This window comes from Streptomyces sp. NPDC048420 (genome assembly GCF_040651535.1).
Lineage (GTDB): Bacteria > Actinomycetota > Actinomycetes > Streptomycetales > Streptomycetaceae > Streptomyces.
Window position 1 is genome coordinate 19,454 of sequence record NZ_JBEZKG010000015.1, and the last position, 16,112, is coordinate 35,565.

Here is a 16,112-nt window from a genome sequence, read left to right on the forward strand (position 1 = left end):
CGCTCCGCGCCGTCCGCTCGTGCCGCGCCGCAGGATCCCCTTCCGCAGGGCCATTGCCCTTCCCCCCCGACCTCGACCTATGGTCTGCCGAATGTAATATTACGACCGCCATTCCACTCGGCGCCGTCAGAGTCAGAGATGAGGCATGCCGTGAGTGACGTCCCCTTCCAGTCCGCCGTGCAGCAGTCACGCGCGCTGGCCGCGGGTGAGATCTCAAGCCGGGAACTCGTCGAGATCTATCTCGAGCGGATCGCCGTCCACAACACCGCACTGAACGCGGTGGTGACCCTGGACCCCGAGCGTGCCCGCCGCGAGGCGGGGAAAGCCGACGCCGAGCGGGCGGCGGGGCAGGCCCGCGGTCCGCTGCACGGCGTGCCGATCACGGTGAAGGACAGCTACGAGACCGCGGGCATGCGCACCGTCTGCGGGCGCATGGATCTTAAGGACTACGTGCCCGACCAGGACGCCGAGGCGGTCAAGCGGCTGCGCGCGGCCGGTGCGGTGATCATGGGCAAGAGCAACATGCCTCCGGGCAACCAGGACGTCCAGGCCGACAACCCGGTATTCGGCCCCTCATCCAACCCGTGGGACACCACCCGCACCTCGGGCGGATCCGCCGGAGGCGGCGCCGTCGCCACCGCCGCGGGCCTCACCGCGTTCGACTTCGGCTCGGAAATCGGCGGATCGACCAGGATCCCGGCCCACTTCAACGGCCTGTACGGCCACAAGTCGACCTGGCGGTCGATCCCGCTCATCGGACATGTTCCCTACGGCCCGGGCGCGGGACGATGGACGGAAGCCGACATGGCCTGCGGCGGCGCCCAGGTCCGAGACGCCCGTGATCTCGTCCCGATCCTGCGGGCGACGGTCGGACCGGCCGACTACGACGGTGGTTTCAGCTACACGCTCGCACCGCCGCGCGCGACCAGGCTCGCCGATTTCCGGGTCGCCGTCTGGAGTGAGGATCCCTCGTGTCCGGTCGACGGCGACATCAGGGAAGCCATGGACGATGCGGTCACCGTGCTGCGTAGAGCCGGCGCAAAGATCACCGTCCAACCCGCGAGTCTCCCTGTCGACATAGGGACGAATCACCAGAAGGCCTTTTCGCCTCTGCTCTTCGGCGCGGGCGACCGCACCGGTCTCGCTCCTGCCCCCAGTGCCGCGACGCTGGCCCGGTTCGTCCAGAATCCGCGGGGCGACGCCGGTCCTGCCCTGCGCGGAACCTTCCAGTCCCACTTCCACTGGTTGCAGGCCAACATGGTGCGCAACGAGCTCCGGCAGCGCTGGTTCGAGTTCTTCCAGGACTTCGACGTCGTGCTCATGCCGGTCACCCCGACGGCCGCCCCCGCTCATCACAACAAGCTGATCGACTGGTTCGGGCGGCCCTTCGAGGTCGACGGTGTACGACGCCCTTACTGGGACCAGGTCAAGTGGAGCGCCGTCGCCAACGTCTCCGGAGGGCCGGCCACGACCATCCCGGTGCGCAAGGGCAGGAACGGACTGCCCGTCGGTCTGCAGGCCATGGGCCCGAGCGGAGGCGATCTCACCACCATCGAGTTCGCCGCACTGCTCGGCCGGGAAGTGGACGGCTTCGTACCGCCTCCGGCCCTGGCCTGAATCTGACCGCCCGGCCCGGGGACCAGGAAGGCTGCGCACACCACCGGCCCCCGCCGCGTGTCACGGCTGCCGCCGGGTTCCGCCCGCCTCCTCCCCGGAGCACACCGCGAACCTCGTCGGCTACGACCGCATCGCATACGACGCCCTCAGCGCCGCAGCCAACCGGATCGCGACCCGGCCGGGGGCGCGGCCAGGTCGCAGATCTCGGCGACGTCACGGATGCCTGTCAGCATCCCGCTACATGTTGATCATGTGGCCGGCGAGGCCGTGGACGGCTTCCTTGACCGCTTCGCCGAGGGTCGGGTGGGCGTGGACGTTGCGAGCGACCTCGTGGACCGTGAGGTCCCACTGCTGGGCCAGGGTCAGCTCGGGGAGGAGTTCGGTGACGTCGGGGCCGATGAGGTGACCGCCGAGGAGCTCGCCGTACTTGGCGTCGCTGATCAGCTTCACGAACCCGCTCGCGTCGCCCAGGCCATGGGCCTTGGCGTTCGCGGTGAACGGGAACTTGGCGACCTGGACGTCGTAGCCCCTCTCCCGCGCCTGCGCCTCGGTGTAGCCGAAGCTGGCGATCTGCGGCTGGCAGAAGGTGGATCGCGGGATCATCACGTAGTCCAGCTCCATGGTCTCCGCGTCCCCGATCGTCTCGGCGGCGACCACGCCCATGGCCTCGGCGGCGTGCGCGAGCATCAGCTTCGCGGTGACGTCGCCGATGGCGTAGATGTGCGGGACGGAGGTACGGCAACGGCCGTCGACGTCGATCGCGCCACGCTCGGTGACCCGCACGCCGGTGTTCTCCAGGCCGTACCCGGTGACGTTCGGCGCGAAGCCGATCGCCTGCAGGACCTTGTCGGCCTCCAGAACCTGCTGGGCGCCGTCCTTGCCGGTGACCGTGACGCGGACCTGCGGGCCGGACTCGTCGATCGACTCGACGCGGGTCGAGGTGAGGACGTCGATGCCCAACTTCCGGTACTGCTTGGCCAGTTCGGCGGAGACCTCGGCGTCCTCCAGCGGGGCGATCCGGTCCAGGAACTCGACGATGGTGACCTTGACGCCGTAGTTGTGCAGAACGTAGGCGAACTCGACGCCGATGGCCCCGGCGCCCGCGATCACGATCGACTGCGGCAGGTCCTCGGCGAGGATCTGCTCCTCGAACGTCACCACGCGCGACGTACGACGGGTGCCGGGCAGCAGCTTGGGGCTCGCCCCGGCGGCGATGATGCAGTGATCGAAGCCGACGGTGCGGGTGTTGCCGTCGTAGTCGGCCACTTGGAGCGTGTGCGGGTCGAGGAAGGTGCCGCGACCGCTGATTTCCGTGATCTTGTTCTTCTTCATCAGGTAGTGGACGCCCTTGACCCGGCCGTCCGCGACCTTCCGACTGCGGCGGAAGGCCTCGCCGTAGTCGAAGGAGACCTCCCCGTCCACCTTGATGCCGAAGGTCTTCGCCTCGCGCGTGAAGATGTGTGCGAGCTCGGCGTTGCGCAGCAGGGCCTTGGTGGGGATACAGCCCACGTTCAGGCAGACGCCGCCCCAGTACTTCTCCTCGACGACCGCGACGCGCTTGCCCAGTTGGGCGGCCCGGATGGCGGCTACGTATCCTCCGGGGCCCGCGCCGAGTACGACGACGTCGAAGTGGTCACCCTGCTCGTCCATGGACGGCTTCCTTTCCGCTGGGGCGGCCTGCCCCCACGAGGGGCCGACTCGCTCCCGATCGAACAACCTGTTCATCAACTCGCGGACAAGGGAGGCGAACACATGGTTCACCACCTCGGCAGCGGTTTACCGTACGCCTGCTTCAGCGCCGCGGCGCCGTGATCTATGCCCGCCCGGTCATCATCTACGGCGGGCCGACGCCCCGTCGACTTCGTGTACTCCGGCCTCGGCGGCACCGAGCCTGAGGGTGTCGAGGCCGAAGGCGGCGACCGGGCCGTGCGCGCCGGGCTTGAGGACGGCATCCGGCTGTGCCGCGTGGACGGCGCCCCACGCCAGGAGGGATCCCGTCATCTCGTACGGATCGGGTCCGGTGAGGGCAGTCGTGGCCAACGGGCGGCCCTGACTGTCGCGGGCAACGGCGATCACCAGGGATCGGCCGTCGGGGTCCGGCTCACGCTGGGACCCCGGGAGCCGCTCGGACCACCGCTCCAGGGCGGCCCGCACCTTCGCCGAGCGCAGCAAGGGCGCCTGGAGCGTGGCGGCGATCTGCACCGGGCGCGTCCACCGTCCGAACCACCCCAGGCCCACCTCGACGCTCTCCAACTGGGGGAAGACCTCGGGCAGTCCGAGATGCTCCGTGCCCGGGACGGTCATGGTCGTTCGTTTCACGCCGCCGTAGTGGAAAGTACGCACCCGCTTGCCTACGCGCTCGTCGACCACACGGGCGGTGGCCCAGGGGCGCGGGCTGCGGTAGGCGAACCCGTCCTCGGCTGCCGCAGCGACCAGGGTCTGACGTGTGCCTCCCGTGGTGAGGGTGTACGCGTCGCGCAGGGTGCTCCGGTAGAGCAGCTCGTCGCCCTGCCCGGCACGGGTGATGAAGTAGCCGGCCTCCACGTGACGTGCCCGCTCCCCCGCCCGCGTCAGGGCGAGCGCGCCGGCGAGGTTGCCCGGCACGTAGTCGTAGCCGAACGCGGGCACGAGGGTCGCTCCCCGGACGGCCGCGACGGCGTCCAGCTCAAGGAGGACGCGGCGGGCGAAGGTTCCCTCCCCCGTCGAGTCGAGGTAGTGGGCCCCCGCCCGCGCGGCAGCCGTGACCGCGGCCATACCGAGCCGCATGAACGGACCGATCGTGGAGACGACGACATCGCTGGGCTCCACGAGGCGCGTGAGCTCGGCCGTCGAGGTGACGTCGGCCTCGGTCACCGGCAGGTCCGTCTCGAAGCGGTCGGCCAGGGCCAGCATCCTGGTCCGGCTCCGCCCGACCAGGGTCGGTTTCTCCCCTCGTGCGAGCAGTTCCCGGAGCACGCGCTGCCCGGTGTACCCGGTCGCACCCAGCAACACGATCCTGCGCTTTTCCACGGCTCCGCCTGCCTTCCGGAGGGCACTGTCACGATTTGACTGACCGTTGGTCATTCACTGACCTCAGGTCATTGAATATACGATGGTGCGCATGCGAGGGCCAAACCGACGACAGATGTACGCGGAGCAGACCCGGGCGGACCTGGTGACGGCCGCACGGAAACTTTTCGTGGACAACGGGTTCGCGCACACGTCGGTCGAGGCCATCACCGGGGCGGCACGGGTCAGCAAGGGCACCTTCTACAGCCACTTCCCGGACAAGAAGGCGATGTTCGCCGAGCTCTACACCGAGCTGCTTGAGCAGGTCCGTGCTCTGGCCGACGCGACGTGCGAGGCGCTTCGTACGACAGGGTCGGACCAGCCCGCCATGGCCGCGGTCGCCGACCTCACGCACGCCTTCCTGCGGCGGACCATCGACGACCCCCTGCACCGGGAGCTGATGGCCCAGGCGCCGTCGGTCCTGGGAGGGCAGTACCGGCACATCAACGACAGCGTCGGCCAGCCGCCCATCGAGCGGCTGCTGACCGTTCTGGCCGAACGCGGTGAACTGCAACCCGACGTTCCCGTCGCCACCGTCGCCCGGCTGCTGCTGGCCGGCCTGTGTGAGGGCAACCAGATCATTGCCGCCGCGACGGACCGGGAGGAAGCCCTGACCAGGACGTTCCATGCGATCAACCTGCTGATGTCGGGCCTGGCGGCCGACGGCATCAGCGCCCGCGGTTGATCTGAGGCGGAGCCCGGCGGGCGGCGTCGGCGTACGGCGACCTGCCTCGGCCGCGGTGGCCTCTCGCTACCGTGCCGCCTCGTCCTCGATGTCGCGGACCAGGTCGATGGCCCGGCCCAGGGTGGCGAGTCGGGCGTCGAGGCTCTCACCCGCGGGGTAGAGACGGACGGTGTCGACTCCGGCCGCGCGCCACACGCGCAGCCGCTCGCGCACCATGTCCTCGGTTCCGATGAGCGTGGTGGCCAGCACCATGTCGTCGGTCACGAGAGCGGCCGCGCCGTCCCGGTCTCCGGACTGCCAGCGGGTCCGGACCTCGGCCGCGACCTCGGCCCAACCCTGGCGGCTGTAGGCGTTGTTGTAGAAGTTCGTGGTCGCCGACCCCATGCCGCCGAGGCTGAAGGCCAGCTCTTTCTTGCGTCCCGCCACCATGGCGCGCAGCGCGTCCTCGTCCCGCGCGAAGGCAACCTCGGCGCCCTGGCAGATGTCGAGGTCGGCGCGCGACCTCCCTGATGCGGCAAGACCCGCGTCCAGGTGGTCGAAGTACGCCTCCTCGGCGCCCTCGGGTACGAAACTGGTGCCCAGCCAGCCGTCGGCGATCTCGCCGGTCAGGTGCAGCATCTTGGGCGAGAGGGTCGCCAGGTAGACGGGGATGTCGTACTCGGCGCGCATGGACAGGCGCATGGGCCTGCCCTCCCCGCCCGGCACCGGGATCTGGAATGCACTGCCGGAGTGGGAGACCTTCTCCCCCGAGGCGGCCTGTCGCACGATCTCGACGGTCTCGCGCATCCGCGACAACGGCCGATCGAACGGCACACCGTGCAGCCCTTCGATCACTTGTGGTCCGGAAGGGCCCAGCCCCAGGAGGAAGCGCCCCTGGGAGATCTGCGAGAGCGTGATCGCGGCACGGGCGATGGCCATCGGAGTGCGGGTGGCGAGCTGGATGATGCCCGACCCGAGAAGCATGCGCTGCGTCTTCGCGGCGAGATAGCCCAGCGGCGAGGGCGCTTCGGAGCCCCATGCCTCCGCGACCCAGCAGATGTCCAGGCCGAGCCTCTCCGCCTCGGTGACGTAGTCGACGATCTCCCGCCAGTCGCCACCGGAGGCCTCGATCGTGGTCGAGGTACGCATCACAGACTCGCCTCGCCCGGGGTTCGGCCGCTCTCGGCCAGCTTCTTGACCCCTTCGACGGTGACGGCCATGTTGGCCTCGAACTCCCGCATCCGCACGAAGACGATCTTCTGCTCCTTCTCCGGCATGCGGTCGATGGCGAAGGAGAGACCCGAGCGGGCCGGTCCCATCTGCATCCACTCCCGCAGCAGAGTGCCGCCGTCCTGCGGCTCCAACGTGAACCGCCAGATCGCCGTCGGGTGCTGCGGATCCTCGACCGCCCAGGCGAGCCTCCTCGGCGGCTCGTACTCGACGATGTGGGAGGTGGTGGCCCACTCCCCGAGCGCTTCATGCTTGCTCCGGCCGACGAACCGGGCACCCAGAGCAGGGCCGCTCTCGCCGTCCAGCCATTCCACCGACTGCAGCTCGGAACTCATGCGCGGCATCAGCTCGATGTCGGACACCAGCGTCCACACCTGGGTCGGACTGGCGGCGATCCAGGTATGGACCTCGACCGTCGGCTTGTCCGCATAGCACGCGCCCGTCCACTCCATGACCCGGCAGCCTCCTTGCTCGCCAAGAACATTCATGAGCTCCTGGCCATTAAAGTTGCGTAGATAGACCCACTTGTCAAGGGCCCTGCTTGACCGGCCAGCCGCCTCCCACCGGTCCGTCGCAAGCGGCACGCCGAAGAAGTCACGCCCTTTCCCGGTGAGTACGCGGTCATGGCCACGAGCGTCACACCAGCCGGGCAGCGAGCGGTGCGCGGTCTCTTGTGTTCCCTCAATAACGAAGTTATGTTGCCGCCATGAAACGTGACTTGCTGGGCAAGAAGCTGGTTGTTACAGGAGCGGCACGCGGCATCGGTGAGAAGGTGGCCCGCCTGGCCGCCGCCCGAGGGGCCCGGGTGACCGTGATCGGCCTGGAAGCCGATCGGTTGCGCGCCCTCGCCGCCGAGCTGGGTCCCGCCGCTGCTTGGCGTGAGGCCGACGTGCGCGACGGAGCTGCTCTACGGTCGGCGATCGACGCGGCCGCTGACGTCATGGGCGGCATCGACCTCGTCGTCGCCAACGCCGGCGTCGTGGCGTACGGCACGGTGCGGCAGACGGACGACGCGTCGTTCGAACGGGTCCTGGACATCAACCTGAACGGCGTGTTCCGCACTCTGAAGTACGCGACGCCCCATCTGGAGCGCAGCCGTGGCCACGTGCTGGTCGTGGCGTCCGCGCTGTCGTTCATGCCGCTGGCCGCGATGGCCTCCTACGGCGCGAGCAAGGCGGGGGCCGAACTGCTGGCCCTGACCTACCGCCAGGAAGTGGCACACCTCGGGATCACGGTCGGCGTGGTGCACCCCTCCTGGATCAACACGGACCTCGTCCGGGGCGCCGAGGCGGACCTCCCCTCGTTCCAGGGCCTGCGCGCTCGACTGCCCTATCCGGGCAACGTCACCACGAGCCCCGACCGGGCTGCCGCCGCGATCGTCGACGGGCTCGTGCGCCGACGCAGCCGTGTGTACGTTCCGCGTGCGGTCGTCGTGGCCAACTGGGCCAAGGCGGCGCTGAATTCGCCATTGGCGTGGCCTTGGATGAGGCGCTTCGCCGCCCGGGCGGCTCCCTCCCTCGAACGGGAGGTCGCAGCCCTGGGCCGGAACGACCAGCGCACGCCGAGCGCCGACACCTCTGCCGCGGAGACCAAGGCGTCCTAGCCGCACGCCGGGCGGCGCCCGACCGCGCGGGTTCTCACCGGCCTTGGACGATCGAGTCGTACAAGCGCACGCCGGCCTCGTGGGAGGCCTCGGCACGTTCCCGCTCGTCACCCAGCCCGACGCAGAAGTTCACGCCCATCGGCAGGAGCACCTGCACCACGGCGTCGTCGAACTCGACGAAGTGCTCAGCCAGTTCGAGGGTGATGTAACCGTGCACGAAACTCCACAGCTGGGCGGCGATGACTTCGGGTTCCTGCGGCTCGACCCGTCCGGAGTCCACGAGCCGCGCGCACGCCGCGACGACATGAGCGTGGGCTTCCCGAAAGGCCGGAGAATGCCCGCTCAGGCGAAGGTCCGTGTCCGGCAGAGGCCGGTACGTCGCCCGAGTGGACAGCCCGAACATCAGGTCATAGAGGTGAGGGTTCTCGCGGGCCATCCGACGGCAGCTCAAGTTCATGGCCAGGAGTTCGGCGATCGGGTCCTCCGTCACCGGCACCTGGGCGAACGCTCTGCCGAGTTCCTTGAACCCGTGGTCGGCAACAGCACTCATCAGCTCGGGAATCCCACCGAAGTGGCTGTACACCACCATCGTCGACAGTCCGCTCGCGGACGCCACCGCGCGCACCTTCAGAGCCGACGGACCCTGTTCGGCCAGCAGACCGATGGCCGCCCGCACAAGTCGTTCCGGTGCGTCATCGACTCTCGCCCGCCCTGCCATGTTCCGCGCGCCTCCACCGTTGACACACCCGAAATAACTTGGTTATGTAATTCTTCACGGCAATAGTACACATCGCACGTGCCGTGCCGTCTCGGATACACGCATCCGTCCTGGAACACGTCATCACGTGCTGGTCCAGTCTCGTCTCCCGCCGCCTGTGCGGCGCAGCTTGTCGGGGCGGATTCGACCTCATCGCCGCGACACGCATCCGCGGCTGTCCTCCATGCGCCTTCCATCCCATGAACTCAGCACGGGAGCAGAACTCATGCCATACAAAGACAAGGGCCATCTGGCGATCGAGGACCGCGGGTCCGTCCTGGTCGTCCGGGTCGACGGCGGCCCGCTCCAGGAGTTCGGCCTCGACATCTCCCAGCAGCTGGAAAAGCTGGTCACCCGAGCCGACCGTGATCCGAACGTTCGTGCCGTCGTCTTCACCGGGGCACATCCCGAGCGATTCGTCAGCCATGCCGCGGTCCGGTGGCTCCAGGAAGGGGGCGCCAGCAGCCCCACGGTCGGCCGGCGCGGTGCCGCCGCCGTCGTACGCATGGCGAAGCACGTGGACCGGTCCCGTCTCCTCGGACCTGTGCTGCGCAGGACCCCGATGCGGGGCGCCCTCCAGCTGGAGCGTCTGCACTCGACCTTCCTCCGGATGAACCGCAGTGGCGTCCTCTTCGTGGCCGCCCTCAACGGTTCGGCTCTGGGCCTCGGCGCGGAGTTCGCCTGGGCGTGCGATCTGCGGGTCATGGCGGACGGGGACTTCTTCATCGGCCAGCCGGAGATCCTCCTCGGCATCATCCCGGGCGGAGGCGGCACACAGCGGCTGACCCGCCTGATCGGCACCCACCGGTCCCTGGCCGCGATTCTCGAAGGCAAGCCGTTCACGCCCGCGGAGGCCCTCGCCAACGGGGCGGTGGACACGGTCGTCGCGCAGGACAAGGTGGTCGCGCAGGCGGTCGAACTCGCCGAGCACTTCGGAAAGCGGTCGAAGGGCACGGTCGAGGCCGCCAAGAGGGCGGTGTACTTCGGCGGCTCCCTGTCGCTGGAGGACGGTCTGCATGTCGAACGCACCGAGTTCTTCGCCAGGGTCATGTCGAAGGAAAGTCAGGAACTCATGCTGGACTACATGGAGACGACGGACGCCACCGGCGAACTCCCGCTCTACACACCCGGCACCTACGCGCGGTCCCTCGCGTCGGGCAGCGTGCCGGGCCGTCGCCCTACGGACGGGCGGTGAACCGACGATGACCTCTCCGCAGTCCTTCACCCGTCACGACATCACGTTCCCTTCCGGCGACAGCACCTGTGCCGGTTGGCTCTACCTCCCCACGGGCGTCACGTCACCGCCCGTCGTCATCCTCGGCCACGGCCTCGGCGCCGTCCGCGAGATGCGCCTGGACGCGTTCGCCGAGCGCTTCGCACAGGCCGGCATCGCCGCGGTGGCCTTCACCTACCGGCACTTCGGCGACAGCGGCGGCCACCCCCGCCAGCTCCTGTCGATCAAGCGTCAGCTCGCCGACTGGGACGCCGCCATCGCCTACGTCAAGGCACGCACGGACGTCGACCGCGCCCGCATCGCCGTATGGGGCAGCTCGTTCGGCGGCGGTCACGCCATCACCGTCGCCTCACGCCATCCCGAACTGCGTGCGGCCGTGGCCCAGTGCCCCTTCACCGACGGCCTCGCCTCGGCGCTCGCGCTGGGCCCTGCCGCCTCGCTCAAGGTCGTCCCGGTGGTGGCCCGCGATCTGGCGGCCAGAGGTCGCGGAAAGCCGCCCGTGATGGTTCCGATCGCCGCCGACCCCGGCTCGTCGGCCCTCATGAACGCCCCGGACGCCCTGCCCGGGTACCAGGCGCTGCAGCCCCCGGGAACGACGTTCCGCAACGAGGTGGCGGCGAGGGTCATCCCGACCATACTTACCTACCGGCCCGGCCGTGCGGCCAAGAAGATCACCGTCCCGATCCTCTTCTGCGTCAGCGACACCGACTCCGTCACGCCCCCCGCCCAGACCCTCCGCTACGCGCGCACCGCACCCAAGGGAGAGATCAAGAGGTACGACGCCGGCCACTTCGACTTCTACACCGGCGAGACCTTCGAAGTTCTGGTGCGCGACCAGATCGAGTTCCTCACCCGCCAGCTGGCCCCGGCAGCCGCCGCGTCAGCTCCGTGACCGGATCGCATCACACCGAGACAGGTACACCCTCGCCATGAATTTCGCATCTCTGCCCGACCGCCGCGCGGCCCTCGCACCCGACGGGGCCGCGGTCTCGGACAGCCGCCAGACCCTCTCCAACGTTCAGTTGCTGCGTCGCGTCCAGGCGGCTGCACGACATCTCCGGGACCTCGGGATCGGCCCCGGCGATGTCGTGGCGCTCAAGCTGACCAATCGCGTCGAGTTCGTGCTCCTGCTGTTCGCCGCCTGGCGGCTCGGCGCCACCATCACCCCGGTCAACCCGAGCATGACCGACATGGAAGTGGCCCGACAGCTCAAGGACTCCGGCGCACGCCTCCTGGTGAGCGAAGACGGTGAGGTCCCCGTGGCGGACGGGACTGCCGTTCTCGCCGTCGGCGAACTGCACGACGGAGCAGCGGAGCCGGATCAAGCGCCCCTTCCGGACCCGTCCGCGCTGGCCCTGCTCATCTACACCAGCGGCACGACCGGCGTTCCCAAAGGCGTCATGCTCGACCACGCCAACATCGACGCCATGGCGGACATGGGACGTCGGGCGCTGGAGGTCGGGCCGGCCGACCGGTGCCTGCTGATCCTTCCGCTGTTCCACGTCAACGGCATCGTGGTCAGCACCCTCGTACCGTTGCTGGCGGGCGCGAGCATGGCCATCGCCGACCGATTCGCTCCCGACACCTTCTTCGACGTGGTCGAGCGCGAGCGCCCCACCTACTTCAGCGCCGTCCCGACGATCTACAGCATGCTCGCGGCGCTCCCGGACGACGTCCGCCCCGACACCTCGTCCCTGCGCTTCGGAGTCTGCGGCGCGGCCCCCGCCTCCGCCGAGCTGCTGACCCGGTTCGAGGCCCGGTACGGGTTTCCGCTCGTCGAGGGGTACGGGCTGTCCGAAGGAACCTGCGGCTCCACCATCAACCCCGTCGCCGGCCCTCGACGCGCCGGGACGGTGGGACTGCCCTTCCCCGGCCAGGAGATCCGGATCGTCGATGCCGAGGGTGTCGAAGTGGCACCGGGCGGTGACGGTGAGGTCGTCGTACGGGGGGCCAATGTCATGCGTGGCTATCTGGGCCGTCCGGACGAGACGGCCAAGGTCATCGTCGACGGCTGGTTGCACACAGGTGACGTGGGCCATCTCGACGCCGACGGCTATCTGACCCTGGTCGGGCGCTCGAAGGACATGATCATCCGGGGTGGGGAGAACATCTACCCCAAGGAGATCGAGGACGTCCTCGCAGGCGACCCGTCGGTGCTCGAAGCCGCGGTGATCGGCGTACCCGACGAGAAGTGGGGAGAGGTGGTGGTCGCCTACGTCCAGCCCCGGCCGGGTTCGGCAGTCGACTCCGAGGCGCTGAAAGCCCTTTGCGCGCGCAGCCTCACCGGTTACAAGCGCCCAACCGCGTACTTCGTGGTGGACGCCATCCCGAAGAACGCGGTCGGCAAGATCGACAAAACCTCGTTGCGTGCCGGCCACGCCGAGCCTCCGGCACCCTCGCCGGCGTCACCCTGATCTTCATCGCGTGCGGAGGCCGACTCGCGGGGTCGGCCTCCGACGGTCACGGACACGCCCCAGCTGGTGGTGCCGCGCGGCACTCAGGGCTTCGGTTGCGGTGGTGAGTGGGTGGCCGGAGCCCTACGGGTCGTACAGACCGGGTGGGCGCTGGGCTGGGGGCTCGCCCCGGCGACGTACGCCGAGGTTCTTTATCGCCGCCGCGTTCTTCGGGCGCCCCTCGCCGGCGCAAGGAGATCCTCGATGCGCCATGGACCGACCCCGCGCTAAACAGCCCTCCCGCCAGCCAGGAATGGCCGCAGATGCGCCAGCATCGCTGTCGGCTGCTCCTCCGGGATGAAATGGCCGCACTCCGGGATCTCGGCACCGATGACGTCGTCCGCGTACTCGCGCCAGATCTCCAGCGTCGGCAGGCGGGAGGGCAGCCCCACGGAACCCCACAGCGCCAGTACCGGCATGGTGAGGCGTCGGCCCTCGGCGGCGTCGATGTCGTCGAGGGCGACGTCCTGCTCCATGGCGCGGTAGTCGTCGAAACTCGCGCGCATGGCCCCCGGACGGGAGAACGCCCGGACGTAGGCGTCGACTGCTTCGGATGTCAGGCCGTGGCGGTTGTAGGTCCACCGCTCGAAGAAGTACTCGAGATATCCGCGGATGTCGCGTCCCACAAGGCGCTCCGGCAGGTCGGGTTGCATCTGGAACAGCCAGTGCCAGTACCCGGAGGCGAGGGAGGCATCCAAGCGACGGAACATCTCCCGGGTGGGCACGATGTCGAGTACGGCCAGCCGCTCCACCTGCTCCGGGCGATCCAGCGCCCAACGGTGCGCCACCCGGGCGCCGCGGTCGTGCCCCACGACCGCGGCCTTGTCGAAGCCGAGCGCTTCAACGAGACCGGCGATGTCGGCAGCCATCCGCCGCTTGTCGTAACCGGCCGTGGGCTTGTCGCTCAGGCCGTAGCCGCGCAGGTCGGGCGCCACGACAGTGTGGTCGGCCGCGAGATCCGCCAGCACCGGCCGCCAGCAGTCGGAGGTCTGCGGCCAGCCGTGGAGCAGCACGAGCAGGGGGCCGGATCCCGCTCGGACGTAATGCAGGCGGACCCCGTCCACTTGTGTGACTCCGGTCGTCACTGTCGGCTGCCCCATGGATGCGCCTCCTCGGCACGACTAACCGTCTTAGACGGTTAAGCTAACGTGCAGAATGGAGGCGTGGCAACGGACGACATGTGGATCTGGGACGGCGGGCGGGTCTGCCTGGACTTCACCAACACCCTCCGCTACCGGTGGCGGACCGCGCCGGAGGAGACTCTCCGGAATCCGGGCGACCTGGCTCTCTGGCTTCAGCGGGCCGGCCTGCTGGCACCGGGCAGCCAGGACCCCGGCGCTGCCGCCGTCCTGGCGTCGGGTCGACGACTGCGCGAGACGGTCGACCGGGCCGTACTCGCGGTCACCGACGGCCTGCTGCCCTTGTCCGGCGACATCACCATGCTCAACCGATCAGCGGCGGAGGCTCCCCGGCCCGCCCTGCAGATCACCGTCACGGACGGGCGCCTGGAGGCCGCCGGAAGCGCGAGCATCGCCACCGATGCCTCAGCCGCGCTGGCGCTGATCGCCCAGGACGCCGTCGATCTGCTCCTGTCCGCCGAGATCCGGCGGGTACGCGTCTGCGGCGCGGACGAATGCGCTCTGCGCTTCGTGGACCGCTCCCCTGCCCGCAACCGCCGCTGGTGCTCCATGTCCCGCTGCGGCAACCGCACAAAGGTCCGCCTCCACCAGGCCCGGGCCAGACGGAGTGAGCACACCCTGGCAGACTGAGCCCCTGGAGCTCCTGGCGCGACCGCGCTCAGTTCACTCGGCGGGCCGCAGACGAAACGCGGGGCCAGGGATGCTCTCGATGTCTTCCGGCTGCACGGTGTGGCCGTGGTCGCAGCGGATCTGGGCGTCGACGGGCGCTCCGCATCCACGGTGCCTGGACAGCATGGCCGGGCCCTCCGGGTCGGCGCGGTAGCGGTCGCCCCACTGCAGGAGCCCCATCACGGCCGGCACCAGATCCACGCCCTTGGGTGTGATCACGTACTTCGGCCGACTCCGCGAGCCCGGCTCCTTGTAGGTCTCCGTGGCCAGGATCCCTTCCTCCACGAGCATCCGAAGTCGCGCCGCGAGGAGGTTGCGAGGACAGCCGAGGACGCGTTCGAACTCGCCGAAGCGGGACGAGCCGTACATGACCTCACGCAGGATCAGGATCGTCCACTTCTCGCCCACGACCTCAAGGGTCCGGGCGATCGAGCAGTTCGACGCGTCCCGGTCGAGTCGGGGGTCCATGCCGGCGTTCTGCAGAGCTTCGGTCGTTGCATCCATGAGGATGATTCTAACCCCCTCTGAGTTTACTTATCCATACCCAGCTAGTAGCGTCGTAGTCGGCACATCAACCCGGCCGCACGCGAGAACGGGCGCGCAGGGGGACCTGCCGGAAGAATCGCATCAACCACCCGGACAGAAAGGCCGCCGGCATGAAGGCGTTCGTCGTCGAGAAGTACGGCAAGGACGGCGTACGCGCCGCAGAGGTACCCGAGCCCACCGTCGGAGACCGGGACGTCCTGGTCAGAGTGAGCGCCGCCAGCATCAACCCGCTGGACAAGATGGTCCGCAACGGGGACTTCAAGCAGCTCCTGAAGTACAGGCGTCCGTTCGTGCTCGGCCACGACGTGGCGGGCGTGGTGACGCGGGTCGGTTCCGCCGTACGCGGCTTCGAGGTCGGCGACGAGGTCTACGCCCGTCCGCGCGACCTGCGGGTCGGGGGCTTCGCGGAGTTCATCGCGATCGATGTGGACGATGTCGCGCCCAAGCCGGCCTCACTCTCCCTGGAGGAGGCAGCCGCGGTGCCGCTGGTGGCCCTGGCCGCCTGGCAGGTCCTCGTCGACCGTGCCCACGTGAAGCCGGGGCAGAAGGTGCTCATCCACGCCGGAGCCGGCGGCCTCGGGTCGACGGTCATCCAGCTCGCCAAGCACCTGGGCGCCACGGTGGCGACGACCACGAACACCGAGACCGAGGAACTGGTCAAGAACCTCGGCGCCGACCTCGTCATCGACTACACCAAGGAGGACTTCTCCAAGGTGCTCTCCGGCTACGACCTGGTGCTGGACGCCGTGGGCGGGGCGAACCTCGAGAAGTCGCTCACCGTACTGAAGCCCGGCGGCCTGGCCGTCAGCGTCGTGGGCCCGCCGGACGCCGGCTTCGCCAAGCAGGTCGGCGCCCCCGCCGTCATGGGCCTGGTCATGAACACCCTCAGCCGCAAGATCCGCAAGCAGGCCAAGGCGCTGGGCGTGCGCTACGAGTTCCTCTTCATGAAGGCCAACGGCTCTCAGCTGCGCAAACTCGGTGCCCTCTACGACAGCGGGAAGCTCCGCCCGGTCATGGACAACACCTTCCCCTTCGACCAGACACTCGAGGCGATGGCGTACGTCGAGCAGGGCCGCACGAAGGCCGGCAAGGTCGTGGTCTCGATGGCGCCCGGCAACGACTGACGTTCGGTGCCATTCCGCACGCCGCATG

General features: G+C 69.1%; 15 protein-coding genes. 8 read left to right on the forward strand and 7 right to left on the reverse strand.

Annotated elements, in window-relative coordinates; translation table 11 throughout:
• Nucleotides 1-150: 150 nt before the first annotated feature.
• On the forward strand, nucleotides 151-1,617 hold the full coding sequence (locus AB0D34_RS27760) for an amidase (protein ID WP_362665938.1): 1,467 nt from the start codon (nucleotides 151-153) through the stop codon (nucleotides 1,615-1,617).
• Between the two features lie 237 nt (nucleotides 1,618-1,854).
• On the opposite strand, the gene lpdA is transcribed toward AB0D34_RS27760, so the two are convergent.
• Complete coding sequence (lpdA, locus tag AB0D34_RS27765; protein ID WP_362665941.1) at nucleotides 1,855-3,267, reverse strand: dihydrolipoyl dehydrogenase; 1,413 nt, start codon at nucleotides 3,265-3,267, stop codon at nucleotides 1,855-1,857.
• A gap of 180 nt (nucleotides 3,268-3,447) precedes the next feature.
• Nucleotides 3,448-4,626, reverse strand: a complete 1,179-nt coding sequence (locus AB0D34_RS27770) for a saccharopine dehydrogenase NADP-binding domain-containing protein (protein ID WP_362665943.1) — start codon at nucleotides 4,624-4,626, stop codon at nucleotides 3,448-3,450.
• A 91-nt stretch (nucleotides 4,627-4,717) separates the two neighbouring features.
• Here AB0D34_RS27770 and AB0D34_RS27775 point away from each other — a divergent pair, with 91 nt between their 5' ends.
• Complete coding sequence (locus AB0D34_RS27775; RefSeq protein ID WP_362665946.1) at nucleotides 4,718-5,350, forward strand: TetR/AcrR family transcriptional regulator; 633 nt, start codon at nucleotides 4,718-4,720, stop codon at nucleotides 5,348-5,350.
• Nucleotides 5,351-5,416: 66 nt separating this feature from the next.
• Here AB0D34_RS27775 and AB0D34_RS27780 read toward each other — a convergent pair whose 3' ends face one another.
• Nucleotides 5,417-6,478 carry an LLM class flavin-dependent oxidoreductase gene (locus AB0D34_RS27780; protein WP_362665949.1) on the reverse strand — a complete coding sequence of 354 codons (1,062 nt, stop codon included), beginning with the start codon at nucleotides 6,476-6,478 and terminating at the stop codon, nucleotides 5,417-5,419.
• Complete coding sequence (locus AB0D34_RS27785) at nucleotides 6,478-7,011, reverse strand: SRPBCC family protein (RefSeq protein ID WP_362665951.1); 534 nt, start codon at nucleotides 7,009-7,011, stop codon at nucleotides 6,478-6,480. Before AB0D34_RS27785 ends, AB0D34_RS27780 begins: the two co-directional genes overlap by 1 nt.
• Nucleotides 7,012-7,265: 254 nt before the next feature.
• On the opposite strand from AB0D34_RS27785, the gene AB0D34_RS27790 reads away from it, so the two are divergent.
• On the forward strand, nucleotides 7,266-8,162 hold the full coding sequence (locus AB0D34_RS27790) for a short-chain dehydrogenase/reductase (protein ID WP_362665954.1): 897 nt from the start codon (nucleotides 7,266-7,268) through the stop codon (nucleotides 8,160-8,162).
• Between the two features lie 34 nt (nucleotides 8,163-8,196).
• On the opposite strand, the gene AB0D34_RS27795 is transcribed toward AB0D34_RS27790, so the two are convergent.
• Nucleotides 8,197-8,880, reverse strand: coding sequence for a TetR/AcrR family transcriptional regulator (locus AB0D34_RS27795; protein ID WP_362665956.1), 684 nt, complete (start codon nucleotides 8,878-8,880; stop codon nucleotides 8,197-8,199).
• A 265-nt stretch (nucleotides 8,881-9,145) separates the two neighbouring features.
• Here AB0D34_RS27795 and AB0D34_RS27800 point away from each other — a divergent pair, with 265 nt between their 5' ends.
• Genes AB0D34_RS27800 through AB0D34_RS27810 form a run of 3 tightly spaced genes read left to right on the forward strand, consistent with a single transcriptional unit; the run spans nucleotide 9,146 to nucleotide 12,567 of the window.
• Nucleotides 9,146-10,114: an enoyl-CoA hydratase/isomerase family protein gene (locus AB0D34_RS27800; protein WP_362665958.1), complete on the forward strand. Its 969-nt coding sequence runs from the start codon at nucleotides 9,146-9,148 to the stop codon at nucleotides 10,112-10,114.
• 7 nt (nucleotides 10,115-10,121) lie between these two features.
• On the forward strand, nucleotides 10,122-11,045 hold the full coding sequence (locus AB0D34_RS27805; protein ID WP_362665961.1) for an alpha/beta fold hydrolase: 924 nt from the start codon (nucleotides 10,122-10,124) through the stop codon (nucleotides 11,043-11,045).
• 37 nt (nucleotides 11,046-11,082) lie between these two features.
• On the forward strand, nucleotides 11,083-12,567 hold the full coding sequence (locus tag AB0D34_RS27810; RefSeq protein WP_362665963.1) for an AMP-binding protein: 1,485 nt from the start codon (nucleotides 11,083-11,085) through the stop codon (nucleotides 12,565-12,567).
• A gap of 266 nt (nucleotides 12,568-12,833) precedes the next feature.
• Here AB0D34_RS27810 and AB0D34_RS27815 read toward each other — a convergent pair whose 3' ends face one another.
• Complete coding sequence (locus AB0D34_RS27815) at nucleotides 12,834-13,706, reverse strand: alpha/beta hydrolase (protein WP_362665965.1); 873 nt, start codon at nucleotides 13,704-13,706, stop codon at nucleotides 12,834-12,836.
• 63 nt (nucleotides 13,707-13,769) lie between these two features.
• Between AB0D34_RS27815 and AB0D34_RS27820 the strand changes: the two genes are divergently transcribed.
• Nucleotides 13,770-14,375, forward strand: coding sequence for an ABATE domain-containing protein (locus tag AB0D34_RS27820; protein ID WP_362665967.1), 606 nt, complete (start codon nucleotides 13,770-13,772; stop codon nucleotides 14,373-14,375).
• A gap of 33 nt (nucleotides 14,376-14,408) precedes the next feature.
• On the opposite strand, the gene AB0D34_RS27825 is transcribed toward AB0D34_RS27820, so the two are convergent.
• Nucleotides 14,409-14,882, reverse strand: coding sequence for a helix-turn-helix domain-containing protein (locus AB0D34_RS27825; RefSeq protein WP_362666375.1), 474 nt, complete (start codon nucleotides 14,880-14,882; stop codon nucleotides 14,409-14,411).
• Between the two features lie 188 nt (nucleotides 14,883-15,070).
• On the opposite strand from AB0D34_RS27825, the gene AB0D34_RS27830 reads away from it, so the two are divergent.
• Entirely contained in the window at nucleotides 15,071-16,084 is a 1,014-nt protein-coding gene (locus AB0D34_RS27830) for an NADP-dependent oxidoreductase (RefSeq protein WP_362665970.1), read from the forward strand.
• Nucleotides 16,085-16,112 lie beyond the last annotated feature (28 nt).

Bases quoted from the DNA above. Each gene is read 5' to 3' on its own strand.
- lpdA (WP_362665941.1), bottom strand. From the start codon at position 3,267: ATGGACGAGCAGGGTGACCACTTCGACGTCGTCGTACTCGGCGCGGGC.
- AB0D34_RS27775 (WP_362665946.1), top strand. From the start codon at position 4,718: ATGCGAGGGCCAAACCGACGACAGATGTACGCGGAGCAGACCCGGGCG.
- AB0D34_RS27780 (WP_362665949.1), bottom strand. From the start codon at position 6,478: ATGCGTACCTCGACCACGATCGAGGCCTCCGGTGGCGACTGGCGGGAG.
- AB0D34_RS27785 (WP_362665951.1), bottom strand. From the start codon at position 7,011: ATGGAGTGGACGGGCGCGTGCTATGCGGACAAGCCGACGGTCGAGGTC.
- AB0D34_RS27790 (WP_362665954.1), top strand. From the start codon at position 7,266: ATGAAACGTGACTTGCTGGGCAAGAAGCTGGTTGTTACAGGAGCGGCA.
- AB0D34_RS27795 (WP_362665956.1), bottom strand. From the start codon at position 8,880: ATGGCAGGGCGGGCGAGAGTCGATGACGCACCGGAACGACTTGTGCGG.
- AB0D34_RS27800 (WP_362665958.1), top strand. From the start codon at position 9,146: ATGCCATACAAAGACAAGGGCCATCTGGCGATCGAGGACCGCGGGTCC.
- AB0D34_RS27805 (WP_362665961.1), top strand. From the start codon at position 10,122: ATGACCTCTCCGCAGTCCTTCACCCGTCACGACATCACGTTCCCTTCC.
- AB0D34_RS27810 (WP_362665963.1), top strand. From the start codon at position 11,083: ATGAATTTCGCATCTCTGCCCGACCGCCGCGCGGCCCTCGCACCCGAC.
- AB0D34_RS27815 (WP_362665965.1), bottom strand. From the start codon at position 13,706: ATGGGGCAGCCGACAGTGACGACCGGAGTCACACAAGTGGACGGGGTC.
- AB0D34_RS27825 (WP_362666375.1), bottom strand. From the start codon at position 14,882: ATGGACCCCCGACTCGACCGGGACGCGTCGAACTGCTCGATCGCCCGG.
- AB0D34_RS27830 (WP_362665970.1), top strand. From the start codon at position 15,071: ATGAAGGCGTTCGTCGTCGAGAAGTACGGCAAGGACGGCGTACGCGCC.